Below are 19,462 nucleotides of genomic sequence, written 5' to 3'. Positions count from 1 at the left end.
CTTTCCCCCTATTTTCTTCGTCTTCATTGCCCATTCTTCCGCAAGTATGGTACAATAAAAACATGAGAATTCAACAACTACACTATATTATCAAAATCGTCGAAACTGGCTCTATGAATGAGGCAGCCAAGCAACTCTTTATCACCCAACCCAGTCTCTCTAATGCTGTTCGAGACTTGGAAAATGAAATGGGCATTGAAATCTTTATCCGCAATCCCAAGGGAATTACCTTGACGCGTGATGGGATGGAGTTTCTCTCCTACGCTCGTCAAGTTGTCGAGCAAACTCAGCTTCTGGAGGAACGTTATAAAAATCCTATCGCCCACCGCGAACTTTTCAGCGTTTCCTCTCAGCACTATGCCTTTGTAGTCAATGCCTTTGTCTCTCTGCTCAAGAAAAGTGATATGGAGAAATACGAGCTCTTCCTTCGTGAAACTCGGACTTGGGAGATTATCGATGACGTCAAGAACTTCCGTAGCGAGGTCGGTGTCCTCTTTTTAAACAGCTACAATCGTGATGTTTTAACGAAAATGCTGGATGACAATCACCTGCTAGCCCACCACCTCTTTACCGCTCAACCCCATATCTTTGTCAGCAAGACCAACCCTCTAGCTAAAAAAGACAAGGTCAAACTGGCTGATTTGGAAGACTTTCCTTATCTGAGTTATGACCAGGGGACGCACAACTCCTTCTACTTTTCAGAGGAGATTCTTTCACAAGAGCACCACAAGAAATCCATCGTAGTCAGTGACCGTGCCACCCTCTTTAATCTTTTGATTGGTTTGGATGGTTACACCATTGCAACAGGGATATTGAACAGCAACCTCAACGGAGACAATATCGTTTCCATTCCACTGGACATTGACGACCCGATTGAACTAGTCTATATCCAACATGAAAAAACCAGCCTGTCTAAGATGGGCGAACGCTTTATCGAATACTTACTAGAAGAAGTTCAATTCGATAATTAATAGAAAAATGAAAAAGGGAAAAAGAAAAAGTTAGGAAATAAAAAGTGAAAAAGATACTACTGACCAGTGCTTTAATCCTTTCAATCGCAGGATTAGCACCCGCATCCGTCTTAGGAGAAGAAAACACAACTCAATCCACATCTGCTGTCAAGGAAGCAATTGCCAAAGAAGAAAAGAAAGAGTCGAGTGTTGAGGAAAACTCTAAATCAGAAGTTCTTCCTAAAGTAGATGTGCAAGAAGACAAGCCCAAAAAAGAAGGATGGTACCAAGAAAATCATCACTGGCGCTTTTACCAAGATGATAAACCTGCTTTGAACTGGAAACAAATCCAAGGCAAATGGTACTACTTCGATCAAGATGGTAATCGTCTTCATTCTACTGTCTACAAAGGTTATGCCTTTGACCAAGATGGTGTCATGACAGAAAATAGCTGGACCAAACTGGACAATCAATGGTATTATGCTGATTCCTCTGGACGACTTGCTCAGAACACCTGGAAAAAAATCAATGGTTCTTGGTATTATTTTGACCAAACTGGAAGCATGCTCAGCAACACTGCCGTTGACGGCTATCTGCTCACAAAAAGCGGGGCTATGGCGGAAAAGGGCTGGACAAAATTAGATCAAATTTGGTACTATGTCGCTCCTTCTGGAAAGATCTCGCAGGATAAATGGGAGAAAATCAACGGTTCTTGGTATTACTTTGACAAAGACGGTGGAATGCTGAGTGCGACAACCTTCAAGGGCTACCTCTTCAACCAGAGCGGAGCTATGGCAGAAAACAACTGGGTCAAAATCAAGGATACTTGGTTCTATGCGAACGGGTCAGGGAGATATGTCCAAGAAAACTGGCAAAAGATTCAAGGTTCCTGGTACTCATTTGACCAGAATGGTGGGATGCTAGCAGACAAATGGAAAGAAAGCTACTACCTTAAAACCAGTGGAGCCATGGCGGAGAATGAGTGGATCTTCGATAAAGCCTACAAGAGCTGGTTCTATCTAAAAGCGGATGGTCGTTATGCAAATCAGGAGTGGATTGGAGCATACTACCTCAAGTCAGGTGGTTACATGGCAAAGAGCGAATGGATTTACGATAACTCTGACAAAGCACGCTACTACCTAGATGATAATGGACATTATGTTTCAGGAACTTACAAGATAGACGGTAAGGAACACCTGTTCCAAAAATACGGCCAATGGATTTCTGAAGTTTCAACTGAAGGTGGATTTGTAAAAGGCCAATACAGCAATACCATTTTCCTAGATCCTGGGCATGGTGGTCGAGATTCAGGTGCCTTTTACTACAATGTAGCTGAAAAAGATCTCAACATGCAGATTTACCGTAAGCTTCGTAGTAAGTTGGAAGAACTAGGTTACAAGGTCCTCACTTCTCGTGATAGTGATATTGACGTTGATTTTGTTACCGAACGTTCTCGTATGGTTAATAAAACCAACTCGGATATTTTTATCAGTATTCACTTCAACGCTACTGGTAATACCTACTCAAAAGCGAGCGGTATTCAAACCTACTCCTATAGCGATGAACCTGATTATCCAAGTAAGATTAATAAATACTGGCACAATCACCCAGATCGTATGAGTGAAAGCAAACGCCTCGCCACTGCCATCCACTCCTCTCTCCTAGCAGAAACAGGGGCCAAAGACGCTGGTCTGTTGGAGAGCAGCTATGCCGTACTACGCGAAACAGCCAAACCAGCCGTTCTCCTAGAACTTGGTTATATGGATAATTTCTCCGAAAACCAACAAATTAGAGATAGCCACTACCAAGATAAACTGGTCGCAGGCATCGTAAAAGGGATTCAAAAATATTACGCTGGTAAATAAAAACAAAGTCTCGAGAAACCTCGAGACTTTTCTATTTATCTTTATCAGGAAAGAGGTAGCCAAGTCCTACACAAACTAGCACACCGGCACCAATCACCAAACCACTTGAAATGGGCAAGAGATCAAAAATAGCATTTGCAATGATAAAGGCAATGATCAAGCACATCAGACTAGCCTTGTAGTCTTTTTTCAAAAAGTTTTCTAGCGTGAAATAGAGGAACAATCCTACCGGAATGAGTGACCAGAGGTTGACATCCAAACTTGGCCAGCCAACAGATCCGAAATACAATACTAGCGCTGCTGCTACTAAAAATACAAGTCCTAATAATTTTTTCATTTTTTTGTCTCCATTTTCTTTTTTTGGTTCTTGAGTTGTCTGATACTGACCCCTCACGTCCCTTACATGAACCATTATAGCAGAGGAATTTTTCAAGAACAAGCCCTTTTGCCTATCTGGTCAATATCTCTGTCTAAGTGGTTGAGTATTTGTAACAAAAGAAAAAGAAGCTCTAATGGGCTTCTTGATTCTGCCGATTATAACAGTATTTTTGAACGAATACAACCTAGTTTTTCTTTTCCTTTGCCTCAAGAGAAGATTTAATTGATTCACGGTCTGCTTGTAGTTGAGCTAAGTTCTTTTCTTCTTCCTCAAGTTTACTGGTATCTGGTTTCACACGATAATAAACATTTTCTGGTTTCATTAACATAGACCCATAATCTTGTCCTGAAAGTAGTCTTTCTTCAGCATGATTGCTTTTATCCGTAATCTTTCCATCATCAGCAGGTTGCATAACAACTCCACTTGGAACAGCAACTACTACAAATCCTCCAGCAACAGAATCTTTTACCCATGCACTGATAGAAGCTGTCTCAGGATTACGACTATCTTGACCTTTTGATACCTTTAATCCAACTACAGATTCGTACTTTTGATCATTTGTAAACCAAGTCGCACGTACTTCTCCAGAATCATTAATAATGTATTCATTACCAGATTGACTACGCCAAGTACCCTCTAAACTAGACAAGTCATTGTTCTTAATTGCTTCAATATCTAATTTTGGAACGGTAGTTTCTTTCTTCAACTTGCTAACAAGTGCTTCTGCTTCCGTAATCTTGGTATCTAAAGCAGCAAGTTGATTCTTGAGTTTCTGAATTTCCTCTTGTTTATCCTTATCAGTCTCATCCGTTTTTCCTTGGCTTGTAGAAGCTTGACTTGTTGTCTCTGTAGTTGAAACTGCAGACGATGCTTGATTTGGCTCTTTCTTTCCAATCAGAAGATATGAGAAAATACTTACCAAGATGAGAGTGACTAAAACAGAGAGTGCTAGGCCAATATAGATTTTTATATTTTTATTCGGAGCCGACTTTGATTCAGACCGCTTAGGTCCATTGATCTCTTCAAATTGTTTTTCCCATTCTTTCTTATTCATAATTTTCTCCTTTTTGATTTATATTCAGCCAAGCTTGCGAGACTTCATTCGTTATTATCCATGAACTTTTATGACTTTTAAAAAAAATCCAAGCAAAAATTTCTAGAATAAATAACTATAAAAATATCTCTAGATTGGTATCAAAACAAGTATTTATTACAATACATTATACCACAAAATATAAATTTTAGTTTTAATTTATAAGCAGGAGTTTCAGACGTTAAATAGAACCTATCTCAAACGTTCCACCTTTCCTATATTTACAAAAAAAGAAGCCCGTTTGGACTTCTTGATTCTGCCGATTGCAGGGCTTGAACCTGTGACCTACGCGTTACGAGTGCGTTGCTCTACCAACTGAGCTAAATCGGCGATTACCCTTTTAGTATAGCACTCTGAGAATAGATGTCAAGAAATTTTTATCTCCATTAGAAAAAGCCTGTCCTAAGACAAGGCTTTTACATATATCTCTTTTAAATCTCCCATTTTCATAGAAATCTAAATAATATATTTATAAATCAATATTTTCACAAAACTATGTCATCACCTCACTATCTAATCTCAGTACATAAACCATTTTTTCTATAGCTTTTGTCTTAGTCTTTATTTTTTCTCTTCAATCCAAGAAAAGCTCCTACTATAAACATGATTCCGGCAGCTAATAGTGTCTGGGCTCCGCTTGCTGTTCCGGTTTTTGGCAACTCATTAGGATTGTTACTAGTTGATTTACTATTGATGTTGGTATTTTTATTAGTTAAGTTCCCTTGTTCATTTAGATAAACGTTCTTGTCAATTTCAAAGTTTTTATCATTTTCATCAGAAACAATACTGTTGACATCATTAGTTGAATTAGATTGTGTTTTTTCTTTCTTTTTCGATACATCAAAAGTAGGTTTATTTTCCTCCTCCTTTTTCTCCTCTATTTTCTTGAATACAGGTTTTATAAAGGTATCTTTTGATAGATTAAGAACATAGCCGGCGTCTTTTTTCCCTTCGAAACCAGAAATTTCCCAACCATCAAATTGGTATCCTTTTTCTAATTCACCCTTATAGACAGGTAACATAAAATCTTCTTCCGACACTATCGTTGAACTCATTTCTTTTCCATTTTGAATGGTCACAGTTACTGTATGAGGATTTAGTTCACTCACCTCTCCCGTATCTTTGTTTAAAATGAATTCTTTTACGGTTGTATTTCTTGCAAAATCTTTTACAACAATCTTAATGTTTAGTGTCTTATCTGTTAGTTGTTTAATATCATCAAATGATTTGTATTCTTTTCCATTTACATAAATATGTTGTTCTTGAATCTCACCATCGAATCCATTATTTCTTTTATCATTGATGTTAAAGACTACAGATTTTCCATTAGCATATTCGATACTAGTATTTCCTTTTGGATCAATGTTTACTTCTGGTTTGACATTATCATATAAAAATTGATAATGTACTCCAACCGCTTTCGCATTCAAATCGCTATAGCCAGTTTGAAGATAAACATTTCCATCCATGTCTGTTACCTTATCTGGGAATCCGTTTGCTTTATAGTCTTTCATCCCCCAGTCCATGATGTCACCGTCTTTAACATTAAGCTTAATGTTAAAATCTCTAGTGTTATCAATGTGTAAATCTCCGTAGATTAAATAATTGTCTACAACCGATTCATTAACTCTCAACTCCCAGTTAAAACCACCCTTATCAGAAATCTTACCTCTTAAATAAAATTCTGGATTTCGTACATAAATTTTATTAGTTTTAGATGGATTAAAGTAGTTCTTGTCCATTGAAAGATTTACTGGTTTTGCATCAATAAATAACGTAGAGCCATCTTCTTTTATAGCTTCTACATTGGACTTATCCTCTCCTGTGTACTCTTTACCATCCTTACCAAATAATACAAGTTTAGAAGAATCTGTCACAAGATTTCCATCTTTATCGATTGCCTCCCCTTTATCATTCATTTTAAATGTAAACACTTGATACCTTACAATGTTAAAGCCGTCCAAAGCCGACATTAATACTGATTGAGTACTTCTTCCATCTTCAACATTTCTACTATCAGCATAAATAGTTGTTTCTGATAAGACTCTTAGATTAGGATTGGCCTTTTGGATTTTTGCTATATCTTCCTGGCTATAAACTCCATTCCCTTCTAACATATCCGTTTTTCCAGGATTATAGGTAGTCACTTTTAGTGCATAGCCTTTTCTTAGAATGACGTTATCCTTTAACAGATATTGTTGTTTTTCTGAATCAGAATAGAGTTTACCAGATTCCATGTCCGTTAAATTATTTGGTTTATTTTTTGAAAGATCTCCTTCTCCTAATTCTATTACATTCCCATAACTTGATGCATACGGATATTCTGCTTTAGTTTCCTTATTTTTTTCAGGCATTCTAATTTTAGTTTCAGCTTTTATCTGACCATCATCTTTGACAAAAAACCTCATATCTCCTGCAAAAGCTAATCCATCCACAATATCATTAATATTAGCGTATAAATCAAATGTCATCGTTTTTGAATGGGAATCATACTTGGTCGTTTTGATTTCTATCGATTTATAGTTATTTCCATAGTATACCTTGGCATTTTTAGAAACATTACTGATCTTTCCAAGAATTTCAAAGTGTCCATCTTTAGATGGGTTTAGAATGCCATAAATTTTTGATTTGATTTCATCAAGTTTTTCAGTTTCATATTCTAAGGCACTACCATCGTCATAAGCAATGATATTTCCCTTATCATCGTATTTATAATCGTATTCCTCTATTCTCTTACCAGTTTCACTTGTAAAGTCATCAACTTCTCTAAATTTCTTTTTAATGAGTTTCTTTAAATCTTTGCTTTCAAAGTCTCTAATTGTTGAAATTGTTTTATGAATAGTCAAGCTAGATTTTTCTTCGGTAGCCTCTTCATTTTCTTGATGATGTTCTACTTCAGTTGTATCTTTTTTAAGACTATCCTCTTTTCTATTTTCTAAATTTTTAAATTTAGATTCGGAAATCTCGCCAAGCTTTTGGTATTTAGATGAATCTTGATCAGGATCTACTAGATAATAGGAAATCATCCCATTTTTATCAGCATGATCAGCAAATTTAATTCTATGAATCTTTGTGAAATTGCTAGAACCGTCTAATGCAATCACTTCAATGATTTTTCCTCTTAAATCTCCTGCACCTTTAATTTCATAAATGGTATTTCCGTCTTTGTCAAGTTTTCTATTTCGTCCTTGACCCTCACCTGCATAAGTGACTTCAAGATTTTTCTCAACCTCTCCATCTTCATTAACAAGAGCGGCCCCAGCATACCAAACTTCGTTGGCAATCTCGTCAAATTTTTCAGGATGTTCTTTTTGATCTCTCGCAAATAGCGTTTCATTCTTATATTGCTCTTTGACCTTGTGATAAGTATCCTTTGTAATTAACTTAATTTTTCCAGGGTTTGAAAAATCAATTGAAACAATCTTTGGAGGGGTGTTATCAATTTTTACAGGAATATAGGAAACCTGCCATGGGTAATCCTTGGTTAATCTATATTTAAATTTATAGAAATATTGGCCTTCCGCAATCGGTTCAAATTGTCCTCGTATCTTAGTAGCAGGATCTTTTTTGTCATTACTTTCTGGGGCATTTTCTTCTCTACCTCTAGGGTTATAAATGAGTCCATCCCATTTCAAGTCACCCCAAACTTTTAGCTTAGAAGATTTAATGCCCTTTGCATCATTTCTTTTAGAGTTTAAAATTCCTTTAATAAAGTGTTCTCTCGAAATGACTTTTAAGTCTTTTTGATTTTCTCCTTCTTTATTTGTATTTACTATTGAAATCACCCCTTCTTCTGCACTTCTTAATACAAGTGGAGAAGGCGTTAATCCTCTCTCAAGTTGAGCATCTTGAGGATTTCCATTTGAATCTAAAGGATAGATTTTAGCAATATTAGAGCCACTTGATGAAGGTGCGTTGATTCCTTCGTTATTGAAAGCAAATAATTCTGGATTTTGATCTAGGGATGTTGTATTTTTATCTTTTCTATTTTGGATAACTCCTGCTGGATTAAATTTATCTATACCATGTTCTCCACCAATCCCCTTATTTAAGGTACCTGGAATTTTTGGTTTACCATCATCATCATAACCTTCCATTGCTTTTGATTTTGATCCTTCTTCCCAGGCCCATTTATCAAGGATTGGTTCGTGGTTCCAATTCCCAGCAAATCCCATTAGAGGCATCGACAAAGAAGGTTGGAAGTTTCTTTTCTTACCGTTGGAGTTTAGAGCTTCCATTTCTTCCACTGACTCAAAATGAATAAATGATTCTACAAATTTATTTTTGTTTTTAGCTTCTCCAACATTTATAACCGCATTTAAATCAAAGCTGGAATTTGGACCTATAGTGAAAGTATCATGCTCAAATGTGATATTTGCTCCTTTGACTTTTTCTGGGTGAATTTCTGGAACAATTTGCTTCCCGTCCGGAGATTTTTCATCTTTATATGTTTCATCGAGTTTTAGCCTATCAGTTAGAGCATCTGTAGTTACAGTTGATGCAGAAACTTTAAAGGTTAAAGGTCTGTTTGAGGTATTGTGAAGCTTAATTGTAAAGTATTTTTTATCACCTTTTATTTCTTTAAGAGAAATGGAACCATATGAATTTACCAAACCTTTAGAATCTGTATTTTTGAAAGTTGCTACAACTTCATTTCTCAAAGCGTTGGCAACATTAATTAGCCCCGCTCCCTGCTGTCTAGGTGATGCAAAGTATTGACTCTTTTCTTTCCAAGAGGTTGCATCCATCATAGGTCTTGCAGTATTTTGTAGAGCTATTTTTGTAAGACTTGTAAGGTCTATTTTGTCATCTCCCTTAAGATTTTTCAAGACAGGTCTTTCAAGCAATTCCTTTAATTTTGGTCGAATCAAAACAGTAGAAGCTGCTACGATTGGAGTTGCCATACTAGTTCCTGACATATAACCATAAGTGGATTTACCATTGATAACATTTAGAGTGGATTTAATATTTTTACCAGGTGCTGAAACATCCGGTTTTAAAAGCAAGTCTGTTCTTGGCCCCCAAGATGTAGACCCTGCTGGGACTATAATATCTTCTTTATAAAGTTCTTTGTCTGTGTCAGCTGCAAATTTAAAGTCAATTTCTTTTTCATCACCTACATTCGGTTTATTAGAATTATAGCTTTCCATATCAATTGGATAGTATTGTTCTAAGTTATCTTTAAAATCTTCCTTATTATTTCTTTTGACTTCAGTTTTTTTATCAGGGTTAATCATGTTCCATAATTTTACACCATCATCTCCTGAAATTGAAAATACTTGACTAGTAGTCCCTTCATCCGCTTCATATCCCATAGCTGGAAGGTCTGTCCAATTATCTCTATTGTAGTAATTTACAGTATTTACAACCATAATGGCACGTGCGCCTTTATCCGTTGCTCTTTTAAAAGCATCTTTTAAATCCTTGGTATAAATTCTATCCATTACTGCAATTTTGCCCTTAAGATCCAAGCCTATCAAATCTTTGTCTTGACCTTTGCCTATATATACAAATTTTAATTTATTTGGAGTTTTTGACCCATCCTCATTTGTTAGGATTTTATTTTTATCGAAAAAAGCTCCTATATTTCTGTATTTAAAACTTTGTCCTCCAATGTTAACCTTATCAAACTCAATGGTTTGATTTTTAGCAGAAGCGACCGCTATCGCATCTTCATGTGCGGCAGTTCGTGTTACATTTCCAGTATCTGTCATTTTCAGATTATTATTGGCTACTAAATCCCAAGAAGAACTTGAAGCAGAAGTCGCAAAATTACCTGTAGCAACAACCATTGGGATTCCAGCTTTTCTTAATGCTCTAATAGCCTCCCAATATTTCTCGCCTACAAGACCTGTTCCCGTAAAGCCAGATGATACCGAAACAACATCGACATTGTGTTTGATCGAATCTTCAATAGCATGAAACATTGTTTCATCACCCGCGAACCCAGATCCTGCGTCAGAGTACATTTTATAAGAGAAAATTTGTGCATTAGGCGCAATTCCATCTATGCCATTAAAGTTCTTGATATCTTTTTCAGTATCATTTCCAGCAAGAATCCCTGCAATATGCATCCCATGTGGGTCAAAATAATCCCTACCATCATCATATTTTTCTACAGTGATTTTACCACCATTATAATAATTGAACGCATGAGGGATTTTATCACTCAACCAATAATTTTTATCAGTGCCTTTTAAATCTTCTTTTTTAAATTTCATTGAGTCTTTGGCATCATCATCGATCCTCATAGCCTTATGCCTATAATCTGTTCCAGTATCGATATTTGAAATGACCATACCTCTACCATCAAAATTTTTCCCAAATGGAGCATTAATAGACTTTAGGTAATCAATAGCTTCCTCAACTCCAATTTCCTTTCTGGCATGATTCATCATTGGTTGGACTTTTTGTGATCGTTCAACCGACGAAACACCTTCCATTTGTTTAATTTTGTCCAAATTATCTGGAGTTGTTTCAATGGCAGCGCCATTAAAAATCGTATTATAGGTATATAAAACTTTTGTATCCTCAAGATTGGATAGTTCCTTAATTACTTTTTCTCCAGATTCTTTATCTTTAAATTCAGCAATATAGACAAGTTTATCTTCTTTTTTAGGATTTTCTGTATCTTTATTTACAAATGAGTTCGCATCATCTCCTTTGGATTGATTGGAGTCTTCTTTGATACTTGCTCCTTCGTTACTAGTTTTTTTGTCTATCTTAGGCTTTCTACTAACAACTTCTTTTTCCTCAATAACTGTTGTCTTCTTCTCCTCAGTATCCTTTGAAGTTTCTATAACATTATGAAGTTCTTCAGATTGTTCATTTTTTTCTGTTTCTTTATCTGCTACTACTTTTTCTTTACCAGAAATTTTTAAAGCATCTTCAGAACTAGGTGCATCTGCTACTACTTTTTCTTTATCAGAAATTCTTAAAGCATCTTCAGAACTAGGTGCATCTGCTAAAATTACCTCATTGGGGGCATATGCTGCTAAAATAACTGCAGCAGTAGTTAATGACAATACCGTACTTTTTTTCATTATAATTCCTTCATTTTTTATTTTAAACCCAATAGATAGAAAACTTTAACCTTGCTAGCCTTTGTTATAAAAAGTTTTATGACGTATTATCTAGTGGGATAGAGTAGTACATTTATATATAATTGTTAGCTCTCTGAAAAATAGTATATCAATTAAAAAATTTTAAGTCAAGAAAAATTAACACGCATTAATTTTTTTTTTAATGTACATTAAAAAATATAAACCCAAAACTTTCGTAGTTAACTGGGATACATTATCAGCACATTCACACCATCAAAAATAGTAGCAATTAACTGGAATAACTACCAAAATCGCAAAAAGGGGTATGGATAGAATTTATGCCTTAATAAACATGCAAAAACAACCGCTATAATTTTCAACGGTTGTTTGTAACATATTTAATTTTTAACTCTCATCCTATCTTATCTCTTACGAACCCGCACTTTCGTAGGCATCCAAGCCCCTATCCCAGAGTTTTAAAGAAATAACAAAGAAAACAAGGGAAATCAACATCAACCCACCAATGTTAAAGAGCCCGTCTTTGTCCTGCAAGAAATAGCTGGCAGGATAGTAGGCCGTAAAGGCGAAAGGCACGATAAAGCTAATCAACCAACGAAGAAGCGAATTATAAATGGAAATCGGATACTTGGCAAAGTCATTAAACATATAAAAAATGTAAATCATGGCGCCTGACTGCTTGGTCCAAAAAGCGATACTGGCAGTCGCGATTTTCAAGGAAGTATAGATTAAGGTCGCAAAAGGAATGCAGACTAGAAAAATCAGGAATTTTGGAAGAGTCCAAACAATGCTTGATACTGTTGTCGCTAATAAAATTCCACCAACCAATAGTTCGCCCAGGGCATCAATCTGAAAGGTCTCAACCAGAATGTGAAAAAGAGGATTAATAGGACGCGTCAGGTACTTGTCAAACTCTCCTTTTCGCACCAAACGTTGCCCCAGTGCCCAGAGATTGTCAAAGAAGAGATGGTCCAATCCCTTGGGAATCAAAGAAAAACCATAGATAAAGGCGATTTCTTGAAAAGTCCAGCCTTCTAGCGAGGGGATGTGTTGAAAGAGCACATTGAGAAACAAGAGGTTCAGGCCTTGAGTCAGAAAAACTCCTAACACGCCCACCACAAAATCAACCTTGTACTCCATGATTTGCTTGATGTATTGTCTGATAAAAATCAGATGCATGCGTTGATATTTTTTCATACTAACCTCCCTGAATGGTGATGAATGTCTGGACCCGTTTCCAAATCAACTGAGACAAGCCCACCATCACTATGAGCCAGAAGAACTGTAGCAAGAGTGCTTGAAGAATCTGACTGGCATCGTATTTCCCAACGATAATCATAACCGGGGTATAAATTAAAGATGAAAAAGGCAAGAAGGATAAAATATCTGAAATAACCTTTGGAAAGAAAGCCAAGGGAATCAGACTTCCAGACATAAAGGCCACTATTGAAGTCTTGAGGAGATTGGAACCCCATAAATTTTTAAATACAAAGGCTGAAAATCCAAAGCAAATATTAAAGAAAAAGTTAATCAGATAAGCCAGCGTCAAGCTAAAAAGATAAAGTAAAATTAGGCCCAGCACTTCTACAATCCCTTGCCCCGATAAGATTTTCATCAAGACAATCACACTTAAAAATGGCAGTCCGACGCTGATAAAAATCAACCACTTGGAGCCAAGCTCGGTGAAAAGGTAAGAGGCCGCAAAATGCACCGGTCGCAACAAACGCATGATAATGGAACCATCCTTGACCTCATCACCAATCATAAAGGAGCTATCTGACCTGGTCAAAAGATTAGTCACAAAACTCATAATGATGTAGAGGGTGATATCTGCCATGCTGAAGCCCTGAATCGAAGAATCTTGCGAGGAATCAAAGACCGCCTTCCAGAGATAGAAAGCAACAAAAGCCCCCATGACATCGCCAATCCGATAGAGAATAAAGTTGACTCGATAGGTGATCAACTCCTGAACACCTGCATTGATAAAGGGTTTATAACGTCTCCACAATTTGACCATCTTAGAGCTCCTTTCGGTAGAAGCGACGGATAATATCCTCAATATCCGTATCTACCATCTTCAAATCGCGGATTTCAAAATCAGACAGGGTTTGCTTGATAATATCAGCCGACTGGTAGCGGGAACTATCGAATTCAATATTGAGACTGTTCCCTTGTCTATCAATGGTCATATCCGAAGAGCCTTCATAGTGAGAAAGGAGATGACTTTGACCTGGTACCAGTTCAAAAGAAAGAGTCTTCATCTTGCCAAAGGTTTCCTTGAGCTGGCTAACCGTTCCATCAAAAATCTCTTGCCCCTTGTCAATCATAAAAATCCGATCACAGAGTTGCTCAATGTCACTCAGGTCATGAGTGGTCAAGAGAATGGTTGTTTCTTCCTCCTGATTGATTTGGGTGATAGCCCGACGAATATTGTCCTTGACCGACACATCCAAACCAATGGTCGGTTCATCTAAAAAGAGAACCTTGGGATTATGAAGTAAGGAAGCCGCAATGTCCGCACGCATCCGTTGACCCAGTGAAAGAGTGCGCACGGGGTCCTTGATAAATTCCTTCAAATCCAAGACTTCATTTAAAAAGTCCATGCGCTTATGAAAGAGCGAGTCTGGCACATCGTATATCTCTTTCAAGACCGTATAGGTCTCTTGCAGCGCCAGATCCCACCATAACTGGGTGCGTTGTCCAAAAACAACTCCAATATCCTTGACATAATCTTGGCGATTGTCCTGAGGAATCTTGCCATTGATCCGACAATAACCCGATGTCGGCTTCAAAATTCCTGTCAGCATTTTAATGGTTGTCGACTTCCCAGCACCATTGGCTCCGATAAAGCCTAAAATTTGGCCTTTTGGAACTTCAAAGGTCAAATCCTTGACAGCTTCAAAGGTCTGCTTTTCAGGATGAATAAAGGAGCGCAAAGCTCCCTTCAAACCAGGTTCCTTAACTGTCTTCACAAAATTTTTCTGAAGATGTTCCACTTCTATCATTGCCATAAATCTCTCCCTATCGCAAGGAATAGCAACATTGTATTTTTGACTACAAATATCTAAATCCTTACTTTCTACACCTTCTCAATATTATTACAGAAGGCTTTATACCAACCTATTATAGTCCAATAAAAAATAGAATGCAAGCGTTTGCCTATAGATTATGAAATTAGAGATTTCTCTCTTAAAATAATACTTTTAAACAAAAATTCTGGTTTGATATTTTCCTTAAAACACCAAAAAACCTGCCCATTGGGCAGGCTACGAATTATAAAAAACAAACTATTTTGACCTATATGATTCACTATTTAATCAAAGAACTAATCTTTCATAATTCTTTTCACAATCCCATTTCTATCAATTAGAAAACAATCTGGAAAGGTCATCTGCTCCCATTTTTCATAATCAAAACTGGAATCAAAGTGATGTAGTAGTATTCCTATCAAATTCCCGTGTGAACTAAGTAAAATCGTTTTTTCTGAGTATCTCTCTTCCAATTCTATTAAGAAATTTAGTACTCTAGCTAGTGCATCTTGATTTGATTCCCCTTCTGAAAGAGATTCACTGGGATTTTGCCATAAATATTTAATACTATCTTCAAACTCAGAATCTTTTATAAAGGTTGAAGATAATTTTCGCTCTCGTAACCGATTATCAAGAACTATTTTATCAAATTGAATTGGCGAGCTATTAATCGTTTCAAATGCTCGTTTATAAGGACTAGAAAAATAATAATCAATATTAAAAAAATTCAAAAACTCTAACTGGTCAAGAGATAAAAATCCTTTTTCTGACAAAGTTCTATTAAAATCATCACTTGAAAATCTTGAATGAGCATGTCTAAGTAAAATATAAGAATTATTCATAAGTCATTCCTTTCAATTATTATCATCAGTCTCAATGGATTTTTAAGCCCTCAATTATTCTCTAAAAATTCTTTAATGCGAGAAACAATAGCATCGCTTTGATAATGATAGAGGTCGTGAGGCGCATCCATATAGACGACTTGAACATTAGACTGGTCGCTTGCAAATCTCTCTGCATAACGTTGCCACTCAGATTGGCTAAAACTAGTACCTTCACCGTTAGACACCAGTAGTAAGGTGGGAATTTTCGGATTGATGCTAGAAGTAACTTTCTTGGCATTTTCCTTTACCGTTTGGGATTCATGAAGCATGGCTTGTGACATCAACTGCTTATAAGCTAGAAGTTTATATTGTTTTCGTTCATTTTCGGTCAAAGTTTGATTTTTTATATAAAAGGACTCAGGGAAGTAGCGTAATAAGCCAATATTGCTGCTCCAATATGCTACAGTGAGTAAGGTCTGATTTTGCTTTAAATTCTCATAACTTGATGGCAATGCCCAATCTAAACCAATCAAAGCTTTCACTTCATCAGGAAACTTCTCCTGCCAAGCCAGACTCTCTAAACTAGCCATGGAATGAGACAGAATGATAAACGGCCCTGTGATATTTGCTTGGGAAAGAGCTTGGCGAGTCTCAGACAAAACTTCCATCACATCTCTTGAATGATTGCTATCATCACTATAACCATATCCCGCTCGCTCCACGATGACTACCTTATATCGTTTCGATAAGGATTCCGATACATTTTTAAAGTCCAATATGGGAGAAGCAATACCAGCACCTGAGAGAACTACTATAGTCTCAGGTCCATCCCCTTCAACGTAAATATTTATTTGATGTCCATTGACAAGAACTTGTTGTCCCATAGGTGATAGTGAGGCTTCTTCCTTTTCCAAACTGATACGGTGAAAGATGAATGTAGCGAGTAAAAACAAAAGAATGAAACTAAGAATGCCAAGAAACCATTTTTTCAGTATTTTCATAGCATTATTGTACAAAAAATAGAACCTTTTAGCAACTTAAGATTGGTTCTTCTACAGTATATTCGCTATATATCCAGACACAAAAAACCCACCCAATGGGCAGGTTTCATCTGTATTGTTCAGCTAGATTATGCTTTACCTTCTGAACCGAATACGTCGATACGTTCTTCAACTGATGCTTGGATAGCTTTTACACCGTCAGCCAAGAATTTACGTGGGTCGAAGAGTTTTTTCTTGTCGTATTCTGCTTCGTTTGCTTCGTAGTCACGAGCAAATTTACGAGTTGCGTTAGCGAATGCGATTTGACATTCAGTGTTAACGTTAACTTTCGCAACACCAAGTTTGATAGCTGCTTGGATTTGGTCATCAGGAATACCTGAACCACCGTGCAATACGATTGGGAAGCCTGGAAGAGCTTCTGTCAATTTCTTCAAGTGGTCAAGGTCAAGACCTTCCCAGTTTGCTGGGTAAGGACCGTGGATGTTACCAATACCAGCTGCCAAGAAGTCGATACCAGTTGCAACCATTGCTTTAGCGTCTTCGATTGGAGCCAATTCACCTTTACCGATGATACCGTCTTCTTCACCACCGATAGTACCAACTTCAGCTTCTACTGAGATACCTTTAGCGTGTGCTTTTTCAACAACGTCTTTAGCCAATTTAAGGTTTTCTTCAACTGGAAGGTGTGAACCGTCAAACATGATTGAAGTGTAACCAACTTCGATACACTCAAGTGCATCTTCGTAGTGACCGTGGTCAAGATGGATAGCTACTGGTACAGTGATACCCATTGACTCAACAAGGTTAGCGATCAAGTTGCGAGCAACTTTGTAACCACCCATGTATTTAGCAGCACCCATTGAAGTTTGGATCAAAACTGGAGCTTTTTTAGCTTCTGCTGCACGCAAGATAGCTTGAGTCCACTCAAGGTTGTTTGTGTTAAATCCACCAACTGCATAACCGTTGTCACGAGCTGCTTGGACAAATTTTTCTGCTGAAACGATTGCCATTTGTCAGGCCTCCTATATATTTTTTGGGACATCCCATTTACATTGTTCATTTTATCACTTTTTGATAAAAAAAGCTAGTTTTTCCCATACTTTAGATTGAATTTCTTACAATCCAATCAATGTAACCCCTTTCTTCTCCTTAGTCCTGAGTGACTTTGGGATAACGTATGAAGAAGGTCAATCGAGCATCCTGCATCTCAAAATGATAAGGTAATTTCTCGTGTTCTAATAAACTTTTGACCACAAAGAGTCCCATCCCCGAACCCTTGGCCTTACGACTAGCATTTTCAGAAAAAGACTGGGCCAGCTTTTCTTGTTCTTCAGAACTACAGCTATTCTCGATAAAGAGTTCCCCCTCTCTCTCTCCGATGCGGACCAAGCCACCTGGAGTGGAGTGCTTGATAGCATTGCTGATGAGATTCGATAATATCAGTTTCATGACAGATGGGTTTATGTAAGCCTGCTGATGGGTTAGGCTAATGTCTACCTGAAGTTCTCGCTCCTTGGCGAGCAAAGCATAATCCTTGACCAAACTTTGCGTCATCTGGACTAGGTCAATGTTCTCCTTCTCCTCTCGCAATTCCTGAACAGAAGAAAGAGAAAGTATCTGGAGAACGTGGTGACTGAGGTCATCCACAATTCCCAAGGCAACTCCAAGATAGTGATCTCTATCCTTATAACGGCCGACATTTTCTTTCATATTTTCGATTAGGATTTTCAAACTAGCCAGAGGTGTTTTCAATTCATGAGAAGCCCCTCGTAGGAACTCAACCTTCATCTTCTCCAGCTGAAGAATAGCTTCATTCTTGTCATGCAAGTCCGCAATGACAGTCAAGAGATGCTGGTAAAGGCTATTGATTTGTTCCTTGAGATCACCAATCTCATCCTTAGAATCCACGCGCAATCGCACTTGGGCATCCAAATCCATCATCCGACGGGTCACCCGCTTGATTTCCAAAATCGGGGCAACAATGGTACGAGCGTAGATGTAGGCCACCAAAAGAGAAATCAGAAAGGATGCCAGCAAGGTATAGGGAAGAAACTGGAGACTAATCTGCTCTGCTTCCTTTTGCAAGTCCATTGAAGCTAGAAATTGGAGAGTCATAGTGCTGCCATCTTGCGTTTTCACCTCACGCTCCTCAATAAAAAGGGAAGTAGTTTGACGGTCCGTATCCAGAGGAAGATTGTCCTTGACTTCTAACTTGTCCTCGGTCATTTCTCCCTTGACAGCTCCTTTGATATCACTGGTCTGGGAATACAAGTCTAAGACTTGCTCAATATTCTGCCTATCTTTTCCATCCAGGGACTGGGCAATGGCTGTCGCTTTCTGGCCAATGGTTTCCTGACGATGGCTTAGATAAGTAGAGGGAAAGAGAAAATAAATGGCTAAATGAAGACAAATAACCAGAACACTAAAAATCGAGAAGGTATAGATAAAAATCTTTGTAAATAAACCTGTTCGTTTCATTTTCTCTCCAATTTATAACCAACATTGCGCACAGTGAGGATGCAATCCAAGTCTAGCTTTTTCCGCAGTTCCTTGATATAGACATCAATAACACGGTCAAAGGGGACCTCATCTGTCGCCTTCCAGACAGCATCGATAATCTGAGAACGAGTCAAGGCCCGTCCCTCATTTTTCACCAGATAGTCCAGAATTTCCAACTCTTTAGCATTGATAGCCACTTCTTGACCTGCGAGGCTTGCGCTATAGCTTTCAAAGTCTACCTTGGTATTCTTATAGGAGAAGACTCTTCCTGTATCGTAGTAGCGCTTGAAAATCGCATCTACCCTCACTTTTAGAAGGGAGAGGGAGAAGGGCTTTTCCAGATAACCGTCTGCCAGAGAGGCAAAAGCACTCATCTTGTATTCCTCATCCTGAAAGGCTGTCAGCATCAAGACAGGAACCTGACTGGTCTTACGAATCTCTGCTAGGACTTCTAGGCCATTAAGCTTGGGCATCTGGATATCCAGTAGTACTAGAGCAACTTCATAGCTGGAAAATTTTTCCAGAGCTTCTTGTCCATCTGCTGCCTCAATGGTTTCATAACCACAATCCGTCAAATAGTCACTGATTCCCTCACGGATCATCTCTTCATCTTCTACAATTAAAATTTTCATAGAAAAAACGTTTCACATTCCTTTAAATTTCTTGTAAATCTTCTCTGTTTCATCCTGATAAGAAGAGTCCTTATACTCAATGAAAATCAAAGAGCAAACTAGGAAGCTAGCCGCAGGCTGTACTTGAGT

General features: G+C 37.6%; 13 protein-coding genes and 1 tRNA gene. 2 read left to right on the top strand and 12 right to left on the bottom strand.

Going from position 1 to position 19,462, the window contains the following annotated elements:
- Positions 1-62 precede the first annotated feature (62 nt).
- Together ADM50_RS08745 and ADM50_RS08740 are read left to right on the top strand one after the other, a co-directional pair.
- On the top strand, positions 63-971 hold the full coding sequence (locus ADM50_RS08745) for a LysR family transcriptional regulator (RefSeq protein WP_001222578.1): 909 nt from the start codon (positions 63-65) through the stop codon (positions 969-971).
- 44 nt (positions 972-1,015) lie between these two features.
- The gene (locus tag ADM50_RS08740; protein ID WP_049485368.1) at positions 1,016-2,815 is read left to right on the top strand and encodes an N-acetylmuramoyl-L-alanine amidase; all 1,800 of its coding nucleotides are present in this window, start codon (positions 1,016-1,018) and stop codon (positions 2,813-2,815) included.
- Between the two features lie 31 nt (positions 2,816-2,846).
- Here the strand turns inward: ADM50_RS08740 and ADM50_RS08735 are convergent, their stop codons facing one another.
- From ADM50_RS08735 to vncR, 12 genes are all read right to left on the bottom strand, one after another.
- A complete protein-coding gene (locus tag ADM50_RS08735; RefSeq protein WP_049485367.1) occupies positions 2,847-3,152 on the bottom strand; it encodes a hypothetical protein in 306 nt (101 codons plus the stop codon).
- A 226-nt stretch (positions 3,153-3,378) separates the two neighbouring features.
- A complete protein-coding gene (locus ADM50_RS08730; RefSeq protein ID WP_049485366.1) occupies positions 3,379-4,248 on the bottom strand; it encodes a DUF6287 domain-containing protein in 870 nt (289 codons plus the stop codon).
- A 296-nt stretch (positions 4,249-4,544) separates the two neighbouring features.
- Positions 4,545-4,617, bottom strand: a tRNA-Thr gene (locus ADM50_RS08725).
- A 224-nt stretch (positions 4,618-4,841) separates the two neighbouring features.
- Positions 4,842-11,330 carry a S8 family peptidase gene (locus ADM50_RS08720; protein WP_049485365.1) on the bottom strand — a complete coding sequence of 2,163 codons (6,489 nt, stop codon included), beginning with the start codon at positions 11,328-11,330 and terminating at the stop codon, positions 4,842-4,844.
- Between the two features lie 429 nt (positions 11,331-11,759).
- Positions 11,760-12,545 (bottom strand): ABC transporter permease, encoded by a 786-nt coding sequence (locus ADM50_RS08715; RefSeq protein ID WP_049485364.1) that lies wholly within the window; start codon positions 12,543-12,545, stop codon positions 11,760-11,762.
- 1 nt (position 12,546) lies between these two features.
- Complete coding sequence (locus tag ADM50_RS08710) at positions 12,547-13,365, bottom strand: ABC transporter permease (RefSeq protein WP_049485363.1); 819 nt, start codon at positions 13,363-13,365, stop codon at positions 12,547-12,549.
- Position 13,366: 1 nt separating this feature from the next.
- Positions 13,367-14,359 (bottom strand): ABC transporter ATP-binding protein, encoded by a 993-nt coding sequence (locus ADM50_RS08705; protein WP_049485362.1) that lies wholly within the window; start codon positions 14,357-14,359, stop codon positions 13,367-13,369.
- Between the two features lie 314 nt (positions 14,360-14,673).
- Positions 14,674-15,219, bottom strand: coding sequence for a histidine phosphatase family protein (locus tag ADM50_RS08700; protein ID WP_049485361.1), 546 nt, complete (start codon positions 15,217-15,219; stop codon positions 14,674-14,676).
- Between the two features lie 50 nt (positions 15,220-15,269).
- Positions 15,270-16,202: an alpha/beta fold hydrolase gene (locus ADM50_RS08695; protein WP_049485360.1), complete on the bottom strand. Its 933-nt coding sequence runs from the start codon at positions 16,200-16,202 to the stop codon at positions 15,270-15,272.
- Between the two features lie 128 nt (positions 16,203-16,330).
- Complete coding sequence (locus ADM50_RS08690) at positions 16,331-17,212, bottom strand: class II fructose-bisphosphate aldolase (protein WP_001018995.1); 882 nt, start codon at positions 17,210-17,212, stop codon at positions 16,331-16,333.
- Between the two features lie 139 nt (positions 17,213-17,351).
- On the bottom strand, positions 17,352-18,680 hold the full coding sequence (vncS, locus tag ADM50_RS08685; RefSeq protein ID WP_049485359.1) for a sensor histidine kinase VncS: 1,329 nt from the start codon (positions 18,678-18,680) through the stop codon (positions 17,352-17,354).
- The gene (gene vncR / locus ADM50_RS08680; RefSeq protein ID WP_049485358.1) at positions 18,677-19,333 is read right to left on the bottom strand and encodes a response regulator transcription factor VncR; all 657 of its coding nucleotides are present in this window, start codon (positions 19,331-19,333) and stop codon (positions 18,677-18,679) included. Before vncR ends, vncS begins: the two co-directional genes overlap by 4 nt.
- Positions 19,334-19,462 lie beyond the last annotated feature (129 nt).

It is taken from the genome of Streptococcus oralis, from assembly GCF_001075675.1.
GTDB classification, from domain to species: Bacteria; Bacillota; Bacilli; order Lactobacillales; family Streptococcaceae; genus Streptococcus; species Streptococcus oralis_V.
This window is presented reverse-complemented; position numbering and strand designations above follow the sequence as displayed.

What these genes read in the sequence shown, in the direction of transcription:
- ADM50_RS08705 (WP_049485362.1), bottom strand. Translation starts at nt 14,359, where the DNA reads ATGGCAATGATAGAAGTGGAACATCTTCAGAAAAATTTTGTGAAGACA.
- ADM50_RS08730 (WP_049485366.1), bottom strand. Translation starts at nt 4,248, where the DNA reads ATGAATAAGAAAGAATGGGAAAAACAATTTGAAGAGATCAATGGACCT.
- ADM50_RS08735 (WP_049485367.1), bottom strand. Translation starts at nt 3,152, where the DNA reads ATGAAAAAATTATTAGGACTTGTATTTTTAGTAGCAGCAGCGCTAGTA.
- ADM50_RS08715 (WP_049485364.1), bottom strand. Translation starts at nt 12,545, where the DNA reads ATGAAAAAATATCAACGCATGCATCTGATTTTTATCAGACAATACATC.
- vncS (WP_049485359.1), bottom strand. Translation starts at nt 18,680, where the DNA reads ATGAAACGAACAGGTTTATTTACAAAGATTTTTATCTATACCTTCTCG.
- ADM50_RS08745 (WP_001222578.1), top strand. Translation starts at nt 63, where the DNA reads ATGAGAATTCAACAACTACACTATATTATCAAAATCGTCGAAACTGGC.
- vncR (WP_049485358.1), bottom strand. Translation starts at nt 19,333, where the DNA reads ATGAAAATTTTAATTGTAGAAGATGAAGAGATGATCCGTGAGGGAATC.
- ADM50_RS08695 (WP_049485360.1), bottom strand. Translation starts at nt 16,202, where the DNA reads ATGAAAATACTGAAAAAATGGTTTCTTGGCATTCTTAGTTTCATTCTT.
- ADM50_RS08720 (WP_049485365.1), bottom strand. Translation starts at nt 11,330, where the DNA reads ATGAAAAAAAGTACGGTATTGTCATTAACTACTGCTGCAGTTATTTTA.
- ADM50_RS08690 (WP_001018995.1), bottom strand. Translation starts at nt 17,212, where the DNA reads ATGGCAATCGTTTCAGCAGAAAAATTTGTCCAAGCAGCTCGTGACAAC.
- ADM50_RS08710 (WP_049485363.1), bottom strand. Translation starts at nt 13,365, where the DNA reads ATGGTCAAATTGTGGAGACGTTATAAACCCTTTATCAATGCAGGTGTT.
- ADM50_RS08700 (WP_049485361.1), bottom strand. Translation starts at nt 15,219, where the DNA reads ATGAATAATTCTTATATTTTACTTAGACATGCTCATTCAAGATTTTCA.